Source organism: Pseudoalteromonas rubra, from assembly GCF_005887095.1.
Taxonomy (GTDB): domain Bacteria; phylum Pseudomonadota; class Gammaproteobacteria; order Enterobacterales; family Alteromonadaceae; genus Pseudoalteromonas; species Pseudoalteromonas rubra_E.
The window spans coordinates 104,658-130,689 of record NZ_PNCI01000016.1 but is presented as its reverse complement, the minus strand read 5'-3'; the positions used below and the strand labels follow the sequence as shown (position 1 = coordinate 130,689).

Genomic DNA, 26,032 nt, shown 5'->3' with positions numbered 1-26,032 from the left:
GTATGAATACAATAAAAAAAGAAATATACAATAATAAAGCACCACTCTTTGTCTCATTTTTGACCGGAATAATTTCGTCTGGGTTGATAATCTATTTAATGTTGTTAATCACTTCTTTGATTAATGCAGAGGAAGTTTCGCCTAATACAGTCTGGATCTTTTCCGGTTCATTTTTTGCTCTGCTTTTGTGTACTTATATCTCGCAATGGCAAACGGCTAGGTTTGCAACCAAGCTGGTCTATAAGCTGCGTTCGCTTTTAGCAAAGAAGTTCATGGTTGCAGATTATGAGCATATAGAGAGAGAATTAGGGAGCAAGGTATCAGCGTCTTTGGCATTCGATATTTCCCAAATTTCTAATGGTCTGGCGTTACTGCCTGGTCTTTCTATTCGCTTCATAACTATCATATTTGGTATGGGCTATCTGTGTTATCAGTCGCCCGCGCTATTTGTGGTATTTTTCGTTTCTCTTTTACTTTCTCTGTTGCTTTCATTCTTCGGCAGTATGCAAATGTTCAAGAAGATATTTGTACTCAGGGAACATGGCGATAAGATTTTCGATATCTTCAGAGCTCTGAGTGATGGGGCAAAAGAGTTAGCGATAGATGAAGGCAGAAAGCAGTTCTTTTTTACCCATCAAGTCAATCCTTGTCTGGAAGAAGCCCATCGTAAAGAGCTGAGTGTACATAAGATAATAACCTTAATTCAGACATGGGGGGCAAGCAGCCTGTTTTTGGTAATAGGCACGGTTGTATTTTATGGTATATATTTATCCAATGTAAGTTTGGAAGTGCTTACTTCTTTTGTAATGCTTTCTCTATATCTGATGCAGCCAATTAGTTTTATTCTCTCATCAATTACACCCGTAGTTACCTGCAAAAACTCACTGAATAAACTTTCCAGCTTAAAAATATACAGTGGTCATGATGCTGAGATGGAAGGGCAGAATAGCTTCATGTCACATGAGCAGGTTAAAGCACCTGATTGGCGCTCGATAGAACTGAAAGATGTTGTATATAAGTATACAGACAATAATGGCAGTGGTTTTAAGGTTGGGCCCGCTTCTGTTCTCATTAAAAAAGGGGAGGTGCTTATCCTTGAAGGAGGAAATGGTGCTGGTAAGTCCTCTATCATAAAACTCCTGCTTGGATTGTATAAAGTCGATAGAGGTGGTATTTATATCGATGGCAAGTTAGTGGATGCAACTCGGGACCTTGGTTATAAATCATTATTTAGTGCCATTTTTTCAGATTATTATCTTTTCAAGCATGTGCTTGATGAAAAAGCGAATATAGTTTCTGAAAGTGATCTTAGAGCGCGCCTGGAAGAGTTGCATCTATCCAACAAGGTGGAGATTAATGCGGGTGAAATGTCCACAACTTCTCTATCCCAGGGTCAACGGAAGCGCCTGGCGTTATTACTGACCTATGCCAGAAATAAAGAAGTCTTGGTTTTTGATGAGTGGGCCGCTGATCAGGACCCGTCATACAGGGCTTACTTTTACGAAAGGATTATACCTGAGCTAAGAAGTATGGGAAAAACAATAATAATGATTAGCCACGATGAAAAATACTTTAATGTAGCGGACAGAATCTACAAAGTAGATGAAGGGAAGTTAGTGCCCAGTAACTATACGCAGCCCCTGAGCAAGGTGTTTTAATGGAAGCGAATAGTATATTAAAAGAGGCGCAAAGTAAGGGAATTTATTTGTACCTTGAGCAGGGCAAACTCAAATTTAAAGCTAAAACAACGCATTTTCCAGATGCGTTAAAAAAAACAATAAAAGAGCATAGAGCAGCGCTTATCGAGTTGCTCGAACGCATGGATGAAGGTGCGGGTAACCCGCACCATGATATCGCGTTACTTGATAGGACGGGAGTGACTCAGTTCCCACTCTCGTCGCCACAAAACCGGTTGTGGACACTGGCACAGTTAAGTGATTTGGGTGCCAGTTATAATATGTCTTTTGCCCTGTCTTGGGATCAGGCACTGACTTTGTCTCATTTCAATGCCAGCATTCTGGCATTGATTAATCGACATGAAGCAATACGCACCACTATTGCAGTGGATGAACAGGGTAACCCATACCAGGTTATCAACGAGCATCATCAATATGAATGTGAGTTTGTGGATCTGAGTGAGCTTGAAGCCGATGCTCAGCAGCAGCGCATTGACGCACTGTTAGAGCAGGAAATGTGTTTTGAGTTCAATCTTGAACAAGACTTGATGCTCAGAGTGGTGGTTGTACGTAAACATCAGCAAGCGCATATTATTGTGCTCACAATGCATCATATTGCCTCTGACGGCTGGTCTATGGATATCGTTCGTCAGGAATTGCTCGCTCTGTACAATGCAGCAATGACGGGACGCCCCGTGACTTTGCCGGAGTTGCCACGTCAATATGTCGATTATGCGAGCTGGCAGGCGCACTATGTAAAGAGTGAATCCATAGCAAAGCAAGTTGCGTACTGGCGGGAACATTTAAATAACCTTCCTGCTGTACATAGCCTGGCGCTTGATCACCCCAGACCAACAGAAAAACAATATGCAGGCGCACAGGTAGAGCGTGTGCTGGGAGCCGAAATTGCTGGTCGCTTAAAAGCCTTAGCGGGACAGCTCGAAACAACGCCGTTTGTTTTATTACATGCCGCTTTGAGCTTAGTGTTAGCACGTCACAGTAACACTTCAGATATTGTCGTCGGCACTCCGATCTCTGGCCGGGAGCAATCGTCTTTACAGTCCTTAGTCGGCTTTTTTGTCAATAATTTAGTGTTACGAGTAAACACCGAACACGTCGCTTTGGATGCGTATATTGAACATGTAAAGTCTGTACATGCAGACGCGCACAAGAACCAGGCCGTGCCTTTTGAGCAGTTGGTTGAAGAGCTGGATGTGCCAAGAACCGCAGCGCATATGCCAGTGTTCCAGATTATGCTACATGGTCAAAGTGGTTTGAGCTCACAACAGGACGAAGCATCTTCTGCACACGTAGCCATTTTGCCCAGCCCGCAGGTATACTGTAAATGTGATATGGAGATCAATTTGCACCTGGAAGACGATTCCGTGCTATTGAACTTTACTTACGATACCAGTTTGTTTGAACAGGCTTCAATTGAACGCTATTGCACGCATGTCGCCAATGTGTTGACTGAGATGGCCAGCATTGAGGATATTAATTGTGCTAAGGTAACTGACATCACGATGTTAAGCCCGCAGGAGCAGGCTTATTTACTCCGCGAGTTTAATGACTCGGCGCAGGATATTCCTGACAACGTGTGTATTCAGCATTATTTCGAACAGCAAGTTGCCCGGGTACCAGATAACCCCGCAGTGAGTTATTCCGGACACTCTATCACCTATCGCGAACTATACGAACGTGCTAACCAGCTGGCGAATTATTTGGTGACTCATGGTGGCGTTTCTGCTCACACCAGAGTCGGCGTATTTATAGAGCGTTCCGTAGACATGGTGGTATCTTTGGTTGCGATTTTGCAAGCTGGCGGGACCTATGTACCGCTGGACCCCAGCAATCCAACTGACAGGATCAGATATATGATAGCTGATTCTCAGGTGGCGCTGGTGGTGACCTCTGAGGCTTGTCTTGAGTCACTCGCTGCACCAGACGATATGCTGACCTATGTGGTATTAGATGATGCGCAAACCAAACAACAAATTGCGAAATCAGCGCGGTCAGCACCAGACATAGAAGTGGCGGCTGATAGCCTGGCCTACATCAATTACACCTCCGGTTCTACGGGCAACCCGAAAGGCGTCATGATTGAGCATGCCGCGCTTGTGAACGCTATCGTTGATAATTTTACGCAGTTTGGCGTGACGTCTCAGAGCCATTTCTATCATTCAACCGCATTTGGATTCGATGTGGCCTCGGGGGTGGTATGGATGTGTTTATGCACCGGGGCGCAGATGACCGTCTCTGCCAGCCTCGACATGCAGCATGAGCTGGAGCAGCTTGGCTCTGTGACTCATTTGATGATGACCCCCTCGATCCTTGCTGAAATAGATCCGGAACCGCTCGGTACCATAGAGGTGGTTATCTCTGGGGGAGAAGCGTGTGAACCCAGAACGCGTCAACGCTGGCAGCATTTACCAAGATTCTTCAATGCCTATGGTCCCACGGAAGCAACCATATGGTGTGCGATTGAACAGGTTGCGGTTGAACAAGCGCCTATTCCTATCGGCAAACCAATGTATAACACGTCATTGCTGGTGCTCAATGCGCAACAGCAATTGACGCCTCAGGGTGCCATCGGTGAGCTTTATATCGGGGGAAGAGGACTGGCAAGGGGGTACTTTAATCGCCCGGAGCTTACCGAAGAGCGGTTTGTTCCTAACCCATATTATGATCCGCAGTGGCCATCATCGAGTGAGCGTATCTACCGCACCGGTGATTTGGTTCGCATGACGGAGCAGGGTCACATTGAGTTTGTCGGCCGAACGGATAGCCAGATCAAGATGATGGGATACCGAATTGAATTAAGTGAAATTGCGTTTCATTTGGAGGCTTTACCCGAAGTTGAACTGGCGGCGGTTGTGGTGCAAGGAGAGGGACATGAAAAGCGCCTGGTTGGTTTTGTTGAATTAGCCCCGGGTATTGAGACCTCTGAGCCGGAGACTTTACAACATATTCGCGCGCAGCTGGCAAAAAAAGTGCCGGGATACATGGTACCCAATGTATTGATGGTGCTAACTGAATGGCCGCTGACGGTGAACGGCAAGATTGACCAGTTACAACTGGTTAAAACAGAGGTGGCTGCGGCTGAGGCCGAGCGTGTTGTGCCGGTATCTGAACTGGAAAAGCAGCTGGTGGCACTGTGGTCAACTTTGCTGGGTATACCCGCCGACGACATCGGTACAACGACTAATTTCTTTGCGATCGGAGGGAACTCGTTACTCGCTATTCGCCTCAATTCGATGCTTAAAAAAGAGTCTGGGCTTGGCATCAAACTGGCAGACTTTTTTGAACGCCCGACCATTAAAAACCTGGCTGAACGATGTGTCACTGAGTTGTCAGTGTCTCAACTGTCTGCCAATACGAACCAAATTGTGCCGCTAGAACGTAACCTCAAGCTCTACCCGCTGTCACATGCCCAACAGCGACTCTGGTTCTTAGATAAGTTGCAGGGTGGATCAGCTGAATACAATATTTTCAGTGCGTTCAAAATAACGGGCCAATTTGACGTTGCTATCGCTGAACGTGCTTTTCTTGAAATCATTGATAGCCATGAGATATTGAGAACGGTGTATCTGGGGGAGGAAGAAACCTGGCAAAGCGTGCAGGCGACAAGCGATATTCACTTTACCATTGGGCTTATCGATCTGACCCGTGTCATGCCTGCACAGCAATCAGCCCATATTGACCGGTTACTGATTAATGAAGCGCAGCATGTGTTTGCGCTTGCAACAGATTTGATGATTCGGGTGCACTATATTCAGTTGTCACCAGCTGAGGGTGTGCTGGTTGTGAATATGCACCATATTGCGGCAGATGGCTGGTCAATTGAGTTGGTCAAGCATGAGTTTGCGCAGCGTTATATTGCGCTGACAGAAGGGGTACCCCGGACCCTGTCAAAGCCCGAAGTACAATACATAGATTATGCACACTGGCAGTCGGCATACTTGTCTCAACCTGAAGCAGATCAGCAACTGAGATATTGGCAGCATCAGTTAAGTGATGCGCCGACCATCCATGGCCTGCCGTTAGATTATGTCCGTCCTGCAGAGCAGCGTTATGCCGGTGCTAAGGTAGAGCACAGATTACCTGCGCAGGTATCGACGGCACTGACTGGTCTTGCCGAGCATTTTAATATCACGCCATTTATGTTGCTGCATGCCGCCTTGTCTTTAGTGTTGGCCCGTCACAGTAATCGCACCGATATCGTCATTGGTACCCCTGTGGCGAACCGGCAACATCCGCAGCTGGCTGCTTTGATTGGGTGCTTCGTGAATACGATAGCGCTCAGAGTAAACACGGATTTTGCACAGCTTGACGATTATATTCAGCATGTGAAGCAAGTACATGTCGAGGCACTGGAAAATCAGGATATCCCGTTTGAGAAATTAGTTGATGAGCTCAATATCGAGCGCAGTACAGCATTTTCTCCGCTATTCCAGGTGTTATTACTGACACATACGGAATTTGGTGTGCAGGCGCAGACCCTGGATAACGACCCCAGTCTGCGTATCGAGCCATGGCAAACAGAGAACGGGTTCTGTAAATTTGACATAGAAGCTGGCCTGTACATCAGTAATGATGGGGTCCATATTGAGTTTAACTATGCGACCAGTTTGTTCACACAAGCACGGATTGAATTACTTGTTCAACATTTGGCGAACGTACTGACTGCGCTGTCTGAGTGTCAGCCGTCGAGCACATTGCTGCAGCAGCTCCCTATGTTAAGCCAGTCAGAGGCGGCACAGCAGCTTACCGAGCTCCACACACCCGCAAATACACAGAATAATACCTCTTTACATCAGATGTTTTCGAAAGCGGCAACACGTTTTGCAGGGGATATTGCGGTTCGTCATGGTGCGCAGACAATCACCTATGAGGTGCTGGAAAAAAGAGCGCAACAACTGGCACATGTGTTACAAACACAATTTGATGTGCAGCCCGGCAGTTTAGTGGGCTTATGTCTGAATCGCTCAATTGATACCATCGTTGCCATGCTCGCCGTATTGAAAGCCGGGGGAGCCTATGTGCCGCTTGATGCGCATGCCCCGCAACAGCGCCTGCTGCATCAGATAGCCGATACGGCTATGGCAACCGTGATCTGTCATCAGGAGTTTGTCGATCGTTTTGCGCAATTTGATGGTACGGTATTCGACATTGACCAAGGTGCTTTCAGTGTGGCCCCGTCACTGTTGCTGACATCTGTCAGTGACACAGCACTCAAAGATGCTGTGCACGTGGCGGTGGATCAGCTAGCTTATGTCATCTATACCTCTGGTTCGACCGGGATGCCCAAAGGGATCTGTCAGACACATCGCACCATTGTTAATCTAGTCGATGCGACACTGTGCTCGCACAGTCGACACAATACACTGCAATTTGCGCCCTATACGTTCGATGTGTCGGTGCAGGAAATCTTTTCGGCCTTGCTGACCGGGTCAGAACTGCATCTGATCGATCAAACCCTCAAAGAGGATCTACTGGCGCTTGCACATGATGCTATTTGGCAACATGTTGAACGTGCATTTCTCCCACCAAAAGTCTTCGACATCCTGACACAGGAATGGGCGGACAGTGCGCCCGATATAGCTTTGAAGGACGTTTTCCTAGCGGGTGAAGCATGTGAACTAACGTCAGCTATCCGTACCTGGATAGAGCAAGACCCTGCACGTAAAGTATTTAATCATTATGGGCCAACTGAGACGCATGTGGTTACGGCATTCGAAGTGAACCACACGAATATTCAGTCGCTGGGACAATTTGCTCCGCTTGGCCAGATGATACCCGGGCACACTGCTGTGGTATTGCAACCAGATCTGACTTTGACGCCCTCAGGTGGCATCGGTGAGTTGTGGGTGAGTGGTGCAGGGTTGGCCGCGCGATATCTGAATCAAGCAGACATGACCCGTCATGCATTCCAAGCACTGACATTCAGTGGCAAGGCATCACGGTTTTATCGTACCGGTGATTTAGTGCGCCACGATTCAGTGGACGGCTTGCACTATGTTGGTCGACTAGATAATCAGGTGCAGTTACGCGGTTTTCGTATTGAGTTGGCAGAAATTGAGTATTGTCTTAGTACGGACATGAGTGTGGATTCTTGTCTGGTGCGTGTGTGCCAGGTTGGCGGGGCAGACCATTTGGTTGCCTACATCAAACCTAGCCAGGCTGCATGGATCAGGAAAGAAGCATTACTGGCCGAGTTAAAGCGGGGGCTTGAAACGCAACTCGCGAGTTATATGGTACCTCAGTATTTGGTTCTGGTTGAAGATTGGCCACTCACCACCAATGGCAAGATTGATACTGCGCGTCTGGATACACCTGAAGCCGATATGTCGCAGCAGTGCTATCAGCCGCCCGAGAACGACACTGAGCGAGTACTGGTAGACATCTGGGCAGATTTGCTTGCACTGCCAGGTGAGCAAATTAGCACGCGCAGTAAGTTTTTTGAATTAGGTGGTCACTCACTTAGCGTAGTAAAACTGGCGTCGCTCATTCGGCAGCAGTTTGATAAGACGCTGCCTTTGGCTGATATCTTTAATCAGCCAACCATTGCCGCAATTGCCGCCAATCTGGACAGTCAGACACCGCAAGAGTCTGCCCTCAAACTTGAGGCGTATAGTGGCTTAGATGAGATAGCTCCGGCGTCTTATAGCCAGCAGCGTATGTGGTTTATCGATAAACTCCAGGGGCAGTCAACAGAATATAACCTTCCTAGCTTGTTTAAGGTCTCTGGCCAGCTTGACATTGACATAGTTAAGAAGACGGGCGCTCAGATACTCCAACGTCAGCAGGTGTTATTAAGCCGCTTTATAGAACGTGACGGTATCATTTATCAGGTGAAAAGTGCTGCGGATGAACTTCCTGTCGAGGTGCATGATTTACTTCATATCGAAGCTGGAACGCAGGAATTAAAAGTCGCCGAAATCATCTCCGAAGCGATGACCTATTCTTTTGACTTAGAAAATGATTTGCCGATACGCGTTACGCTAATCACCCTCAGCTCAGACTCAGCTGTGTTGTTGTTTAACATGCACCATATTGTGTCAGATGGGTGGTCTTTAGAAGTCTTGGCTAATGAGTTCTGCAGTCTTTATCAGGCGAATGTTACGGGAGAGACACTGCATTTGCCCGCATTGCCGATCCAATATCGTGATTATGCACAGTGGCAGCGAAACTATTTACAAAGCGAGGCTGTCGATGAGCAGCTAGCCTATTGGCAAGCGCAGTTGTATGATTTGCCAGTGGTTCACAGCTTGCCTCTGGACAATACCAGACCGCCAATAAAGCAACATATGGCAGGCGTGGTGAATGGACATCTTGATGAATCTTCGACACAGCAACTGCGGGCGCTTGCCAGAGCGCATGATTTAACCCCGTTTATGTTGATGCATGGGTTGTTGGCAGTGCTGATATCCAGACACAGCGGGACACATGACATTGTGATTGGTACCCCTGTGGCTAACCGGACTCAATTGGCGTTGGAATCCTTGGTTGGTTTGTTTGTAAATACCCTAGTGTTGAGGCTCAATACTGGGTCGCAAGCGGTTGCTTCTTATTTTTCACATATCCGAGACGTGCATTCAAGTGCACAGTCTAATCAGGATATTCCGTTTGATTTTCTGGTAGAGCAACTGCAGGCGGCGAGAGATACCAGTCACAGTCCACTCTTCCAGATATTGATGACGTCCAGCAATGACTACGGCATGTTGGATACAGAGCAGCACCATGCACTGTCGTTACCTGGTGCAACGTTAACACCGGCTGATCTGGGCGCGGCTTTCAGTAAGTTTGATCTGGAAGTGAATTTTGACTTTTCGGGTGAAGAGGTTGGCATTACCTGGGTTTATGATGATGCGTTATTCAGCAATGAGTCTATCGAGCAGCTAAACACCCACTTTTGCCAGTTGGCAGAGAGTTTATCTAAGGTGCGCGATCCGCAACAGACCTCACTAACTAGCCTGACAATGCTGGACAGTCAAGCGCAGCAGGCCCTGCTATACGGGCTAAATGAGACCGCTGTCGAGTATGCATCACAGACATGCATTCATCAGTTATTTGAGCAACATGCAGAAATGCAGCCTAATCAGATCGCGGTCACTTATGAGTGCCGTTCACTAACGTATGGTGAGCTAAATAGCCAGGCAAACCAACTGGCTCGGTATATTCGTACTCAGGCGACACTGACACCTGATGCCATCGTCGGCCTGTATGCTGAGCGTTCGATAGAGATGGTGGTGGCGCTACTGGCCATACTCAAAGCCGGGGCCGCCTATTTACCGCTTGACCCCAGTTTGCCTGATGGTCGACTGGCACATATGCTTGAAGACGCGGGGGTTGAATTGGTGCTGAGTCACGCTCAGCACCCATTGCCGGTGCCTTTTACCGGACAAGAAATAATACTTGCACAGTGTCTGAATGACAGCAGCAGCGACCTTGTTCAGTTGAGCCCGCTCAATTTGTCAGTCCGTGAACTTGGGCTTCATGCACGGAATTTGGCTTATGTTATTTATACTTCTGGTTCCACCGGGCTGCCAAAAGGTGTCATGGTTGAGCATCAGGCCTTGTTTAATCGCGTGCATTGGATGCACAACCAATATGGCATGACGTCGAGCGACTCAGTACTACAAAAAACGCCGTTTGGCTTTGATGTGTCAGTGTGGGAATTCTTGTGGACATTGGGATATGGCGGCCAGTTGGTAATGGCACGCCCAGAAGGGCATAAAGATCCTCAGTATCTGAGTGAGATTATTCAAACGGCTGGCATTACCAAGTTGCACTTTGTGCCCTCTATGCTGGGTGTGATCCTCGAGCACGGCAGTTTGTCACATTGTCACAGCATCAAACAGATTTTTTGTAGCGGTGAGGCGTTAGCGCTGAACCATGTCACAGAGTTGTATGCACAGCGCCCTGAGGTTGAGTTACATAACCTGTATGGGCCAACAGAAGCTGCTATCGATGTCAGCTACTGGGATTGTGCCGGGGACAACCAAAGCACAGTGCCTATCGGGCGACCAATTGATAATACTCAGTTGATTATTCTGGATGACAGCCAGCAACTGACGCCGCATGGCAGTGTGGGTGAGCTCTATATTGGCGGAGATTGCCTGGCGCGAGGCTACCTGAACCGTGCGGAGTTGACCGCAGAGCGATTCGTCAAAAACCCTTACTATGAAGCCGGTCGTCAAAACAGTTCGCCGCGTCTTTATCGCACTGGTGATTTGGCAAGGTTACGTCACGATGGTGCGATTGAGTACCTGGGTAGAACCGATCATCAGGTTAAAATTCGCGGATTGCGTGTGGAGCTCGGGGAGATTGAATATCACCTTGGGCAATTGCCTGAGGTTGAATCTGCCTTGGTGGTTGCTAAAGAAAAAGCCTCAGCAGTGCAATTGATTGCGTATGTCCGGCTTAATGCAGATGAACCAGGCAATGCGCTGACTGTGGCAGAGGTACGCACTGCTTTGGCTCGGTTAGTCCCCCCCCACATGTTGCCTCATCAGTTGGTGACGGTCGGTGAATGGCCAAAAACACCGAATGGTAAAGTCGACAAAAAAGCCCTGCCCGAGCCTGAGATGGTGACGGCACAGCGTGTCGTCACATCACCCAGCACAGAGCAGCAACGCCTGCTATGTGAAATCTGGTCTGGATTACTTGAAATTGACCAAGCCCAGCTCTGCATTCATGCGAATTTCTTTGAGTTAGGTGGTCACTCAATTTTAGGCATACGCATGTTAAATGAGGTGAATGCACGGTTTGCGGTGTCGCTCAGTGTGCAGGAGTTATTTAAGTATCAAACAATTAGCGAGCTTGTATCGTTGATCGAAGATGTAACTATGGTATCCCAGGGGGTCGATGAGCAGCTCTCTACCGATGATTACGAGGACTTTTCACTGTGACCGGAAATGAAGTATTTACACGCCTAAAAGAGCAAGGAGTGTTATTTGAAGTGGTCAATGGACAGGTTAACTTAAAGCTCCCTAAAGGCCTGAGTGATGAAGCAAAGCATATGCTACGCACGCATAAAGATACGCTGAAAGCATTTTTATTGCAGTTAAACTCTCATGCTCAGCGGACACCGGCAATAACGAAACGCGCCGGTAATATTCCGTATTTGCCCTTGTCGTCGGCTCAAAAACGTTTGTACCTTGTTGATCATATGTTGGGTGGCTCAGCACATTACAATATGGTTTCAACCTTTAAAGTGCTCGGCGAATTCGACGTTGAACGCTTTGAGTCAGTCGTAAAGCAGATTATTGGCAGACATGAGATCTTGCGTACCGTATATGCTCAGAAAAACGGTGAGCCTTATCAGCGTATTCTTGCTGCTGAGGATGTCGTATTTAACGTGCAGCATTTTGATCTACGCCAGTTGGATGCATCTGCGCAGGCAGCCCAAGTATTAGAGTTGATGAAACAAGCCACTCAATATACATTTGACTTGAGTCAGGACCTGATGCTCCGGGCAACGTATATTGCGACCGGCGCTGCGGAAGGCGCGCTGGCGTTAGTGATGCATCACATTGCCTCTGATGGCTGGTCAATGGACATCTTTACACGGGAGTTTTTCGCACTATATAACCAGGTTGACGGTACTGCTGATATATCTGAATTACCGATACAGTATGCTGATTACGCGGTGTGGCAGCAGTCTAAAGGGACGCAAAGTGCGTTAAACAAACAATTGCAGTATTGGCAGAAACAGCTGGCTGATGCACCTGTGATGCATAGCCTGCCGTCGAGCTTGCCAAGAACCCTGACTCCAACGCATGATGGTGCTGCGGTCAGCTATACGCTATCGGCACAGCAGGTGTCGCAACTAAAGGATATCGCACAACAACATAACCTCACTGTGTTTGCTTTGTTACACGGCTTGCTGGCGCTGTTACTGAGTCGTTTCAGCAACAGCCATGATATTGTTATCGGCACGCCCATTGCGGGGCGAAACCAAAAAGAGCTTGAACCTCTATTCGGCTTTTTTGTGAATATGCTGGCGTTGCGGGTTGATACACGATATGACCAGTTAAGTGAGTATTTTGAGCGTGTTCGCACAGTCAATGTGGATGCGCAGGCAAATCAGGATATCGCTTTTGATGCGATTGTTGAGGCCCTCGGGCTGAGCGGTACAGGTTCGGCCTCTCCATTATTTCAGATCCTGTTGACACTGGACGGGCAGTTTTCTGTTGGCGGCGAGCCTCAGGGGCCCGTTGCGCTGGGTGGCGCCAAACTCGAGCCATTGAGCTTACCTATACTGCAAACAAAGTATGATTTGCATATAGATTGTCAGTTTAGCCGGGAAAGCGGTGCGATCCACTGGATTTATAATTGTGGCTTATTCAGTGAAGCCGATGTGTCAGCATTGAGTGTTCATTTTGGCCACTTGTTAGCAACACTCGCTGAGCATGGTGTGAGCGCGTATCAGGCTCCGGCTGCCTTGCCCCTCATCCCCGATGCTGAAGTACAGCAAACCCTTGCACCTCAGTCCAGTCAGTCCGTTGATTTAGCGATTGCTAAGCCGCTTCATTATCTGGTCGAACAGCAGGCTTTGCAAAATCCGGATAAGGTGGCCGTTGCTTGGGGTGATGCGTCATTGAGTTATGCAGAGCTTAATCTCCGTGCAGAGCAAGTTGCTGAGCGGTTACAAACACACTCTGGCATTGGACCAGGTGCTTGCATTGGGGTCTATGCGACTCGTTCGGCAGATATGGTCATTGCTATTCTCGGGGCACTGAAAGTGGGAGCTGCGTATGTGCCTCTTGACCCTGCTTATCCACAGGCACGCATTGAGTATATGATTGAGCGGGCAAACATTGCTGTTCTACTATGTGATATGGCAACGATTGAGCAGGGCACCAGTATGGTATCCGATGCGATCATGGTGGGGATGAGCGATGACGCTCAGCATGTACACGCCATTGAGTCTGTTAAGAATCATTGCCCCGATGTCGCACTGAACGATCTGGCCTATGTTATTTTTACCTCAGGGTCCAGTGGTAAACCAAAGGGGGTCATGGTTGAACACTTAGGCGTCGTCAATACCCTGATGCACTGTCAAAGCACGTTTTCAGTGACAGCACAAAGCACGTTGTTTCAGTCTACATCATTGAGCTTTGATGCGGCGGCTTGGGTGATATTTATGGCGCTCACATCTGGCGCGACACTGCGCCTGGCGACAACCCAGGACTTGCATTCAGAATTGCAACACTATACCGATGTGACGCACATTATGATGACGCCTTCGATACTAGAAACGCTCGAAGCATCGGCTTTACCGCACATTGATACTGTGATTGTGGGTGGTGAAGAGTGTAAACCTGAGGTCGTTGCGCCTTGGTTAGAAGAAAGCAAATCTGTCTTCAATGCCTATGGCCCGACAGAGGCATCTATTTGTTCATCAATCAAACCACTTTGTTCATCGGCAGCCATTACGATAGGTCAGCCCAATGCAAACATGAAGTACTATGTGCTGGATGAAAACCAGGCTTTGGTACCGCGCGGTGGGATTGGTGAGCTGTATATTGCTGGTCCTGGCGTTGCGAGAGGATATTTAGGACAACCTGAACTAACGTCAAGCGTATTCACTCAGGATCCATATGTTACCGACTTGAATGGGGCGCCACAGCGGATGTATCGGACGGGCGATCTGGTTCGGATCGACGAAAATGGAGACACCCGATATCTCGGTCGTATTGACGAACAGGTTAAAATTCGTGGCTATCGCATCGAATTGCAAGAAATTGAAGCATACATTAACACCTTCTCAGGTATCGAGAGCTGTATCGTCAGAGTGGTACCTAACCCATCGGGTGCCTACCTGGTTGCCTACGTGGTTTGTCAGCTTGCTCAGTCAGACGTTGAGAAATCACTGCAGGCATTTTTAGCATCCCATCTTCCCCGACATATGTTACCGACCCACATTGTGGCGCTACAGTCATTGCCATTGACCAGCAATGGAAAGGTCGATATTCAAGCGTTACCCGTTCCACAAAAAAAGCAAAGTGCAGCACACTTTCGCGCGCCTGAGACGGAAGTAGAAAAACAGGTGTGTGATGTCATACAGTCACTTTTGTCGATAAATCATATCGGGATGGCAGATAATTTCTTTGCGCTGGGTGGTACGTCTTTGTTGGCAATGAAGGCGGTTCGTGTGCTTAATCAAACATGTCAGGCGGCAATTAAAGTGGAAGATCTGCTTAATGCCGCAGACATACAGGGTATTGCTCAGCGCGTTTCTGACACCGCTGGCAGCGTGATTGCTGCGATAAAACCGGCCCCAATCCGGGATGCATATCCTCTGTCGACGGCTCAGGCTGGTGTCTTTTTCGAATATGAGCTTGGCAGGGGGGCGGCCTACAATGTGCCCCTCTTAATGTACTTTGATGGTGACTTTAATCTCGCTATTTTTGTGCAGGCACTGGAAGCGCTGGTGATCAACCAGCCGGTACTGAGAACGCGGTTCTTCTGCACAGAAGGAGAGCCCAGACAACAGGTTTTGACTACCAAAGCCATATCCGTAACACGGCAACAATTACCCGGTTCAGAGCAGGCTGAGCAGGTGCAGTTTATTAGCGACGCGAATACCCGGATCACACAGGTTTTACAGCAACCTCTGGATATATACAGTGGAGAAATGATGCATTGTCATCACTTTGCTCATGCTGAAGGGTTGCAAATTGTGCTACTGAACTTCTCACATATCGCTGTTGATGGCTGGTCTATGGATTTGATCAAAGCAGCGCTGAAAGAGTATTACACTGTGCTTGAATCGGGCGGAGCAATTCCCGCTAGCAAACGCGATATTGAATATATTGATTATGCTTACTGGCAGCAACGTCGAACTGAAGATGAGCTGAGCCAGCCACGCCAATTCTGGCTGCACCAATTAACCTTGCTCAATGAAGCAAGGTTACTCGCAAGTGGCATAGGCACGAGTCCGCGGATCGAGAGCGCACTTGTACATTTTGATATTGAGTCAAGTCATCAAGAAGCAATGCGTCGGCTGGCGGCAGCGAATGTGTGTTCGGAGTTTAATGTTTGGATAGCCGTGTATGCGGTGGCGACAACGCTATTTACCAACTCCGACGTGTTCACCGTGAATGTGGATTTCGCCAACCGAAATGTACCAGGCACAGAGGGCCTGGTTGGTATGTTTGTCAACTCGCTATTAATTGTTGAGGAGCTGGCAGGCGAGCGTGATTTTAGTGCGTTACTAACGCAGCTCAGAGCAACCTGTAATGCCACGTTCAGGCATGGCGATTTTGCGTTCAAAGAAGTGCTTAAAGATATGCAAGGGGTTGATGCGAGTCTACTGGAAGCACATTTGCGACATAAGTTTGTGTATCAGAGTGGCTCACAAGCAGGCGATGATAATACGGTCTATGAGACTCAGGAGCAGGAAAATAGTATTGAGTTCTCAGGGTTAAAATACGACCTGTCATTTGTATTGAGCGACTCTGCCAAAGGGATGAGTGGGCAAATCGTTTATAACCAACTGGTGGTCGAGGGACGGCAAGTTGAGAAACTGCAGCAGTGTTTTAGTTTTGTACTGGCTCAGGTAGCAGAAGACCCAGCACTATGTGTCTCGACCCTGAGGCAAAGCTGGCGGCAGCATGTAAGCCGCAGTTTTAAAGCGCAGCTTGGTGGGTTTAAGTCAAAAAGGAAACTTACATCATGAAGTTTAACGCTTGGAAAGAACAGCAGGAAAAATCAGAGATAGTTGCCCAGCCTCCAGAGGAGGCTGGATTACCCGTCATTTTTGATGCAAATGTACGTCGCACCAACCTGGTTAACTGGGTTTGTGAACACAAATCGAAAGTGAAGTCAGAGCTGAGGCGCTATGGTGCTGTTCTCTTCAGACGTTTTGATGTGGGAGCCGTTGAAGGGTTTGAGGACTTTGTTACAGAAATGGTAGACCAAACAGGTCAGTATACCGAAGGAGCTACACCCCGTTCACATGTTGGTAAGGGTGTATATACCTCTACCGAGTTCCCTCAGGAACAGGAGATCTTCCTACACAATGAGCTTTCATATGTCCTGACACCACCTGCGTTGTTGGCATTTTATTGTGTCACGTCGGCGAGCAAAGGTGGGCAGACACAGTTGGCAGATGTCAGAAAAGTGCTGTCATTGATCGATCCCGCTGTGATTGAAGAGTTTAAGCATCGAGGGGGCTGGAGTTTGTATCGTAGTTTTGGTTTTGGCATGGGCCCATCAATACATAAGTCGTTTGGTACTGATGATCCAGCATCATTGGCTGCATATTGCAAGCAAGCAAACATTGAGATCCTGGATCACACCGGTTCAACGTTAAAAACTCGGCAATGTCGTCCTGTTGTGCATCAACATCCGGAAACAAACGAGGACGTGTGGTTTAACCATGCCGTTTTTTGGCATCCATCCAGTTTGCCAGAGGAGTTCCAGGCAACCTTGGCAAAGTCGTTCAAACTGACGGACTTTCCATTCGTGACACTTTATGGGGACGGAACTCCGATCCCAGATGATGTGATCGGGCATATTCGTGACGCCTACAGGCAGGCAGAGGTGATGTTTGACTGGAAGGCCGGTGATGTGCTGCTACTAGATAATAAATTAGTCGCACATGGTCGCAAACCGTTTAGCGGAGACAGGCGTGTGTTGGTCGCGATGGGATAATATCAATGCACACTAATCTGCAATCAATTTGAACAAGTGAACCTACTGGTCGCCATATTTTAAATTCACTTTATAACAATAAACTGGGTTAATTTGTTAGTTGTTAATATTATTCATAATAATAATAAAGGAAAGGACATTTTTAAGGGTATGTTAATTCAAAATTCACATAAAGTCAGGCTCAGCGGTATTTGTACAGGCTTATTCAATGAGTCCGAGCTTATGCAAAAATTGCTTAGTTTAACCTCAGTTCATGATGCGTTTTCCACTGATAGTTCATGGAGTCCTCAGGGAGAGCATCCTTTGCAGCCTTTTGTGCTCGAGCGTCGCAATGTCTCATGCGAATCAGAAGTGGAAGAAGCACAAGAAGCATTGCGTTGTGCAACAGAACAAGCTTTGGCTGTGCTTGCTGTGGGAGTGTTGGCGATTTCTGATGAGCAGTTCTGGCTTACCCTTTGTGCGCCAAACCATTATGCAGACCTCCAGACGCTGCAACTTATCTTAGCGCAATTACTTGATACCGAATGTAACAGCGACCCAGACGAAGAGCGCATTCAGTTTAGCGAAGTGAAGGCCTGGCTTGATGGTATTGCCATGGATCCTGATAAACCACAACTGGCTGAACTGGTGGGGAAAGAAAGCTTAGAAGATCAGGAAAAGCAAAGGCTGAGTATTGAACATTATCAGTTAGAAGATCAAGAGCAGGTGCACACTGTGACACTGGATTTACAGGGTTACCGGGCAACCATTGCTGCACTTGCGGCGCAATTTGATACCACGTCAGAAGCCGTCGTGTCAGCTGCGGCTAAACTGGCGATGCGGCGCTTTAATAACCAGGCTCAGATGACATCCCTGGTATCGTTGCGTGAAGATGAGGATTTGCGATCGGTGCCGGGTGCTTTACTTTGCGGATTACCAATGGCAATGGGCGAGGTGAGCACGTTAAGCGATGCGATTGTTTCAGAGCTCGCGGGCAGAGAGTTACTAGGTGGTATTGCCGAGTGTTTTTATGCTGAAAGCCAGACACCCTATTTGCATACCTATTATTACTTCTCACCAGAATTGCACAGCCGTTTTACTCCACAAGATATTATTTATTGTCATAACGGTGGCGCCTTAACCCACGTCTTGTTTGACTGTGCTGACTCACTGGCACTGCACACCAGCTTTTCTTCGATCAGATTTACAGCTGATGCTGTGAGGCTGCTACACAGTAACATAGCTTCGGTTTTGAAGCAGCAGGATTCCTTACCTGAACCCTGGCAGCTGAGCGGCGCGCAGATGCCAATTCAAAACTCATTGCAGTCCTGGCTTGAACAAGCTGCAACTGACTACCCTGATAGTAAAATTATTGAGCCGGGCGTGGCGCAATGCGGATTAGCTGGATTGCATGAAAGGGCTAATAAATTGGCCAATTACCTCTCGGAGCATGGGGTTAAAAAAGGGGCCAAAGTGGTCATCTGGGAGCCTCGTTCCATTGCGTTTTTTACAGCGATGCTGGCAGTGACTAAGCTTGGGGCAACTTACGTGCCCCTCAACGAAAGTATGCCCGCGCAACGTGTGGCTGCAATTTCAGCGCAACTCGACGCGACATGTGTGATCACTTCCTTATTGGGAACTGAACAAATTGGCTCGGTAATGAGCATTAATTTGCAAGAACTGGATCTGACTCATTACAGCAGTGCTATGGTGATTGCTGACGTTGTCGAGACGGACATTGCCTATGTTATTTTTACCTCGGGATCGACTGGTGAGCCGAAAGGCATTGAAGTGAGTTATGGCGCGCTGAATAACCACATGAGGTGGTTCGAGCAGACCTTTTCAGTCGGGCCGGGCGATACATTGTTACAAAAAACCAGTGCTGGATTTGATGCCTCAGTCTGGGAGTTTTGGGTTGTTTTGCTGTCAGGCGTGAATTGTGTGATAGCTGAGCAATCAGTGCTATATGATGTCGATGCGTTTATGCAGTTGGTTAAGGGTTATGACATTACCTTATTGCAGGTGGTGCCGTCGTATTTGAGCGTGCTGCTGGAACATGATGACTTTAATGCCGAGCAGTTGGCACTGCGTACCTTGTTTTGTGGAGGGGAGGCGCTGCCTACTCGCAGTGCTGAGCAGGTTAAGACAAGGTTGAATTGCACCTTGGTTAATTTGTATGGTCCGACAGAAACCTGTATTGATGCGACTTACTATGTTGTTGATCGACAGTTGAGTTGCGACTTGGTTCCGATCGGTCAGCCAATTGCCAATGTGACTTGTCAGATTTTGAATGGGGATGATAAACCTGTGTCGTTGGGGGAAAGCGGAGAGCTTGTGCTGTCAGGGCCAGCGCTCTTTAGCGGTTACCTTGATAACCCTCAGGCTACGGCGCGAGCCACTTATGTTGATGAGGCAGGCGTTCGTTACTACCGCACAGGTGATATTGTACGCACACTGGCAGATGGCAATATCTATTATATTGATCGAAAAGATAATCAAATTAAGCACAATGGTTATCGTATTGACTTGAGTGCAGTGAGCAGTGCAGCAGCACAATGTGACGGCGTTGTTAAAGCGGAGTGCGTGTACCACTGTGCTCAAAACAGGCTAACACTTTTTTATAAAACACAAGACGATACTTTGTCAGAAGACACGCTGAGGGGGTATCTGCAGAATATGCTGCCCGCCTTTATGATCCCTGAGCACTTTTTTAAAGTCGATACATTTGCAATGACGGTGAACGGCAAAGTTGATAAAAAAGCGCTGCTGTTATTGGCACAGAAGCAGGCAAGGGCAGAATATCAGGCACCGAGCACCGAAGTAGAAAAGCAGCTGGCTCAGGTGTGGGAAAAAGTACTGGGTCTGTCAGAAAAAGTCGGCATCAATGACAACTTTTTTTCGTTGGGAGGGGATTCCATTAAAGGGATCAAAGTCGCTTATGAGTTGAACCAGCGAGGCTTTAATTTGTCACTGATGGAGGTGTTTGATAACCCCACAATACAATCTCTGGCAACAGTGATGGAACAACAAGCAGGCACACACGATGCAACGAGCAATGTGCTGCCAGAAGAAGCCGTGCCAGAGGCGTTGCGGACTCAATATTGCGATGTTTATCCTGCAACGGGCATGCAGGTTTATATGCTCAATCAATATGATCTCGATATACACAGGGTGGGCCTGTTTCACCCTCAGGAGGTCATTGAGTTACCGCCGGCAATGGCGGATTTTGCTCAGTTGCGTACTGCGTTGGACTATGAATTACAAAGTGTCAATTTCAGAACGCGCTTTGTCGAACATGAAGGGCGTTTGTTTCAGGTGTTACTAGAGCACGTGGAACCCAGCATCGAAACCTACAAGGTGTCAGGCCGTGCCGAGCGCGATGAGTTAGTTGCACAGCTGCTGCGTCAAGATAATCAGCGGCCCTATGAGTGGCGTCAGATAGCTGACCCTTTAGTGCGTTTTTATTACATCGAAGAGAGTGCCGGAGGCGCAAGTCTGATCACCAGTAATCTGCACGCTATTCAGGATGGCTGGGGTAATGTCACTTTTAAAAACAATGTTGAGCAGCGTCTTGCGGGTCAACGAGTCTTAAGTAAATCTGAAGTGGCTGGACAGCCAAACGTGCTTAAAGAGTTTGTTGCGCAGGAAATCAATGAGATGGTTGGACACTCTGCGACCCTGGCGTATTGGCAAAACAAGGCCGCACATTTTAGTGGCAGTCGACTAGAAAAACAGCGCCCCTATGTGCAGCATGTTGAGTCATTTACGGGACACATTAAGCTCAGTTCCGGCCAGCAATGGGCCAAAGAGCATTCAGTTCACTTTAAGAGTGTATTGATTGCGGCACTGACGAAAGCGCTGGCGCACCAGCTTGGAGAGCCCTGGACAACCTTAGGACTGATTTCTAATGGGCGTAATCCAGCTTTGTCGGATCCGTTGGGGTCAATGGGGTTATTCTGGAACTTGCTGCCTGTCAGGGTTGCAAGCAACCTTTCCACTCGAGAAATGGCATTACAGGCACATGCTGAACTGCTTGAAATGGAGCAGGCCATTCGTTTGCCACTGCCACAGCAAATAGCACTACATGGTGGTTGTGTGCCATTTCAGGTGACATTTAACTATGTTGAGTTCCATCATTTAACGTCTAACAATGAGCTGACGCGTTATCAAAAAGAACAATTAACAAAAGACCAGGAGGTGACGCATAACACACTGATTGGGCAAGATTACTTTGGGTTTCCGCTGGAGTTTTCTTTCAGTGTTGAGGGGGAGATACTGACGTGGGTCGTACAGTATGATAGCAATGATGTGCTAGGGGAAACGGCTAAAAACTTGATTGAAGAGTTGCTGGCAGTTATTAAGCGCGCATTTTAAGAGCAAAATAGAATTTATAATAAAAAGAGATAAGAGTATGTATTTATTCAAGGACTATAAAAAGATTGACCATCTCGCCATTGCTGTAACAGATTTGGATGCAGCAATTAAATATCATCAGGATGTACTCGGGTTTGAACTAGATTCCATTAGGGAAACGAAAGGAAAATTGACCAGTATGCGCTCTGCGGTTATGGCTTCTGAAGAGTTTTCGGTCGTTTTACTGGTATCGAACAGTGAAGGTTCTCAAATTGAGCGTTACATAGAGCAATATGGTACTGGCGTTCAGCACGTTGCATTTCAGGTTGAAGGAATTGAGAACGTGTATGAGGAGCTACAAAAAAAAGGCATGGAATTTTCTACAGAAATACTGTGTTCTGCGGGGCTGAAACAAGTATTCAGTAAGCGAGATGCTAATACTGGCATGATGTACGAGTTTATCGAGCGTGATGGCAACTTCTCGTTTGAAGATAGCAATATCAATCGGTTGTTTGAGCAACTAGAGTCAGGTGAGTCCTACTAACAGGATTGAATTTGGCGTGATTGCTGGCACCTGTGCCAGAGAGACCACTTATTCTCCATTCTTACCCAGCTGAGCCTGTGCGTAAATCACAACACGGTTGATATACTGGATAAAGAACGGAGGGACCTTCTATAAATGGTATTACCTCATGAAACAACTCGAAGTAATGAACTTTTTAAACGAAGTATCTAGCCGTTTTCCCGCAGCCTATTCATTGGCTTCGGGGCGCCCGGATGCCCGGTTTTTTAAGAGTATTAACTTATCGAACTTACAGCACACTTATACAACGTATTATGCTGAAAAAAACGGTTTAACTTATGCTGATGCGCAGGCGTTGTTGTTGCAATATGGCCCCACTGCCGGAATTATCAATGATATCCTGGTGCGACATTTGTTAACTGATGAACAGATCCATGCATCTACGGCAGATATCATAGTGACGAATGGCTGCCAGGAAGCCTTAACCCTGCTTTGCCTTACCGAACTGACACACCCTGATGATTGTATTTTGACGCTTGATCCGTCATATATCGGATTGTCAGGCTTTATTCAGTCAGTTGGTAAGCATGTTGAGCCTTTGCCTGTTGACGAGGCGGTATTGCAAGATAGCGCGGCATTCAAAGCAAATTTAGACGTTGAAATCCGCAACACTCGTAACAAAGGGTATCAACCCAAAGCCCTATACGTGAATGGTGATTTTAATAACCCATTGGGTTTTAGTTTGTCGGATGCACACAAGAAAGTGTTGATTGATGTTTGTTCTGAATCCGGCATCAAGATTATCGAAGATAATCCATACGGTATGTTCAATTATGAAGGTACGCGCGCAGCAACGATTAAATCTCTGGACGACCGCGGTTGCGTATACTACATCGGCTCTTTTGCTAAAACCATCTTACCGGCACTGCGGGTTGGCTATTTGGTGTTGCCAGCACAGCGTACTGAGGAGGCTGCACAACTGGTTGCGCTGAAGAGTCTGATCAGTGTCAATACGAGCCAGGTATGTCAGGCAATGGTAGGTGGTTACTTGCTAGAGCATGATTACTCTCTCGATAATGCCATGGCACCTTTGCGCGATGTCTATAAAACAAAACGAGATGCACTGGATCGTGCCCTGACCCATTACCTGGGTAAACACAGTGCAATTAGCTGGACTTTGCCACCAGGCGGGTTCTTTTTGGTTGTGTCTGTCCCTTTTGATGTATCGGATGAAGACGTGTTCGATTGTGCAGAGCACTTCAATGTGATTTTTACGCCCGTGTACTTTTTCTCTCTGGCTGAGCAAAAAAACCGGCGCTTGATCCGCCTTGCATTTAGTAACATCAGTGAAGACAAAGTGTCTGATGCTGTGTGTAAGTTGAGTGAATTTATTGACAGCAAAATGGGAGCAGGCTTATGACGCAATCTTCGTTTATTTCGGCGGCAGACGTTTGTAGTATCATGCAACGTGAGTTGGTTAAGTTGGGGCTCAGTCAGGACGATGCCCTGCTCATTGCTGATATGTTAACCGATACCAGCTTAGAAGGCACTGACACCCATGGCATTCGTTTGTTTCCAACCTATGTGAATGAATTCATTGGTGGCAGGGCCAAAGTTATCCCCAATATTCAATTTGTTCATGAAACGCCAGTAGGCGGACTCGTCGATGCCGATGGGGCCAATGGTTTAGTGGCATCATCCTGGGCCATGCGTGAGGCAATCTGCAAAGCAAAGCAAAGCTGGCTGGGAGCCGTTGTGGTGCGAAATTCAAATCATTTTGGCGCAGCAGCAAACTTCACAAAAATGGCTGCACAAGAGGGGTTACTCGGTATTTGTATGACAAATAGCGATGCGCTGGTATCGCTAAAAGGCGGATTGGATGCATTTTTGGGCACCAACCCAATCGCATTCAGTGCGCCCACTCCGACGGGGCACTTTAGTGCGGATTTTGCGACCAGCCAAGTCAGTTACTCTAAAATAAAGAAAATGCTGGCGGCTAATGAGGCCATACCTGAAAGCTGGGCCAATATAGAGCACACAGGTGAAGGGAAAAGCGTGCGTGCATTGACTCCCTTGGGCGGATATAAAGGTCAGGCTCTAGGCTTTTTTGTACAGGTTATGACAGCGTTGCTGGCCGGCATGCCATTCGATCATCAGTTGAGTCATTTGTACGAAGCACCTTATGATAGCCCAAGAAAAGTTTCGCATTTCTTTTTGGCCATTAACCCCGAAATGTTTATTCCCTTAGAGCAGTTTAAAAATGATGTCGCACGCTTAATGGAAGAAGCAATGAAAGTTGCGCCTGAGGCTATTTTACCGGGTGAGTTAGAGTTGAAAAATAAGCAAGCGCGGCAAGAAACAGGGATCCCAGTCGAACCCTGGTTGCGTGATTATATGTGCTAAATGCAAACGTTTTGTGCACGTATTTTTCTTTTGGTAAATTCACAGTGTAGTATGCCCATTAAAGCATATGACGTTCAGGTTTAACGCTGATCGCTGAATGCCGGTAGCACACTGGACAAAGTCGTGCTTCCAGGGATTTGGCGGTGGATCTAAAGGAAATTTATGCCCTTACTTATCAAACGTATACTTTTTGTATTACAAACGCACATTGATCAGGCCAGCTGGCCCTTGATTGGTCTGGCGACACTGTTGCATATGGGGGCAACCTGGGCGCTATTATGGTTCGCTCAGGAGCATGCGTTATTGCCCGGCAGCACTTATATCTATTATTACGTGGTGACCACATCGACCGTCGGTTATGGCGACTTTAGTGCCACAACCGATATGGGACGCTGGGTTGTGGCCATATTTCAAATCCCGCTGGGGCTGGCACTGTTTGGTATTTTGCTGGGTAAGGTTGGGCAACTAATTACAATTTGGGTAAAACGAGCAATGAAGGGCGATAAAGACTATTCACATCTGAGCGATCACATCATTATTTTCGGTTGGCATGCAACCCGCACGGAGCGCATGATCGAATATATACTGGCCGACAACAAACGCATAGCAAGACGCATCGTGCTGGCGGTGTGTGATGAGATGGAGCACCCGCTGTTGCGCTTCACCGAGGTCGACTTTGTTCGCCTGGTAAGCTTTACCGATGATCTGCAACTGGCGCGCACCGGACTGGCTCATGCAGACAAAATCATTGTGGATGGTCAGGATGACGATCAGACCTTTACTACGGCGTTAAAACTGAGCCCACTGGTAAAAACGTCTGCGCACATCAGTGCCCATTTTAATGATGAAACTAAAGCACAATTATTGCGTCAGCACTGCCGTAATGTCGAGTGCTCGACAGCCATGTCTGCCGAGATCCTGGTGCGTTCGATGCAGGACCCAGGGTCCAGTCGTATTCAGGAAGAGCTGCTATCGACTCTGCATGGTGATACTCAGTTTAGTTTGCAGTTGCCGATGTCATTAGGCGCTCTGACCTTTGGTCAGCTATTTTTGTATTTTAAACAGCATCACAATGCGACTTTGCTGGGGGTGGCGCACGACCTCAGTGGTCGTGATATGGATTTAAACCCACCTCTGGACTACGCGCTAAAAGGGGGAGATGTACTACATTACATAGCTCCGCAGCGGGTGCTCCATAGTGAGGTGAACTGGGAGCGGGTATGACCGACGAACTGATGTTACTGATGGGCGCGCTTTGCCTGTATTTACTGCCCATAGGGCTGGTTGCTGGCAGTAAGCGCACCCGTGGCCATGAAAAAAATGGCTGGCTGATAGGTACTTTGCTGTTTTCCTGGCTGGCGTTGATCTTGTACTTCTCTATGATCCCCAAGGGGGGAAAACAGAAAAAACATCGCTGAAGTTTATTGCGCTCTGG

Annotated in this window: 10 protein-coding genes; all 10 read left to right on the top strand. The window is 47.6% G+C overall.

Annotated elements, in window-relative coordinates; genetic code table 11:
• The first annotated feature begins 2 nt into the window (after positions 1 to 2).
• The 10 genes from CWB99_RS07635 to CWB99_RS07590 all read left to right on the top strand — a co-directional run bounded on the left by CWB99_RS07635 (position 3) and on the right by CWB99_RS07590 (position 26,015).
• Positions 3 to 1,658, top strand: coding sequence for a cyclic peptide export ABC transporter (locus CWB99_RS07635; RefSeq protein WP_138551814.1), 1,656 nt, complete (start codon positions 3 to 5; stop codon positions 1,656 to 1,658).
• On the top strand, positions 1,658 to 11,587 hold the full coding sequence (locus tag CWB99_RS07630; RefSeq protein ID WP_138551813.1) for a non-ribosomal peptide synthetase: 9,930 nt from the start codon (positions 1,658 to 1,660) through the stop codon (positions 11,585 to 11,587). The genes CWB99_RS07635 and CWB99_RS07630 overlap by 1 nt, the downstream gene beginning before the upstream one ends.
• Complete coding sequence (locus CWB99_RS07625) at positions 11,584 to 16,362, top strand: non-ribosomal peptide synthetase (protein WP_138551812.1); 4,779 nt, start codon at positions 11,584 to 11,586, stop codon at positions 16,360 to 16,362. The genes CWB99_RS07630 and CWB99_RS07625 overlap by 4 nt, the downstream gene beginning before the upstream one ends.
• The gene (locus CWB99_RS07620; protein WP_138551811.1) at positions 16,359 to 17,339 is read left to right on the top strand and encodes a TauD/TfdA family dioxygenase; all 981 of its coding nucleotides are present in this window, start codon (positions 16,359 to 16,361) and stop codon (positions 17,337 to 17,339) included. The genes CWB99_RS07625 and CWB99_RS07620 overlap by 4 nt, the downstream gene beginning before the upstream one ends.
• A 222-nt stretch (positions 17,340 to 17,561) precedes the next feature.
• Positions 17,562 to 21,692 (top strand): amino acid adenylation domain-containing protein, encoded by a 4,131-nt coding sequence (locus CWB99_RS07615; protein ID WP_171045286.1) that lies wholly within the window; start codon positions 17,562 to 17,564, stop codon positions 21,690 to 21,692.
• 37 nt (positions 21,693 to 21,729) lie between these two features.
• On the top strand, positions 21,730 to 22,215 hold the full coding sequence (locus tag CWB99_RS07610) for a VOC family protein (protein ID WP_138551809.1): 486 nt from the start codon (positions 21,730 to 21,732) through the stop codon (positions 22,213 to 22,215).
• A 148-nt stretch (positions 22,216 to 22,363) separates the two neighbouring features.
• Positions 22,364 to 23,614: a PLP-dependent aminotransferase family protein gene (locus CWB99_RS07605; RefSeq protein WP_138551808.1), complete on the top strand. Its 1,251-nt coding sequence runs from the start codon at positions 22,364 to 22,366 to the stop codon at positions 23,612 to 23,614.
• On the top strand, positions 23,611 to 24,597 hold the full coding sequence (locus tag CWB99_RS07600) for an Ldh family oxidoreductase (RefSeq protein ID WP_138551807.1): 987 nt from the start codon (positions 23,611 to 23,613) through the stop codon (positions 24,595 to 24,597). Before CWB99_RS07605 ends, CWB99_RS07600 begins: the two co-directional genes overlap by 4 nt.
• Positions 24,598 to 24,759: 162 nt before the next feature.
• The gene (locus CWB99_RS07595; RefSeq protein WP_138551806.1) at positions 24,760 to 25,821 is read left to right on the top strand and encodes a potassium channel family protein; all 1,062 of its coding nucleotides are present in this window, start codon (positions 24,760 to 24,762) and stop codon (positions 25,819 to 25,821) included.
• On the top strand, positions 25,818 to 26,015 hold the full coding sequence (locus CWB99_RS07590; protein WP_046004895.1) for a hypothetical protein: 198 nt from the start codon (positions 25,818 to 25,820) through the stop codon (positions 26,013 to 26,015). Before CWB99_RS07595 ends, CWB99_RS07590 begins: the two co-directional genes overlap by 4 nt.
• Positions 26,016 to 26,032: the final 17 nt, after the last annotated feature.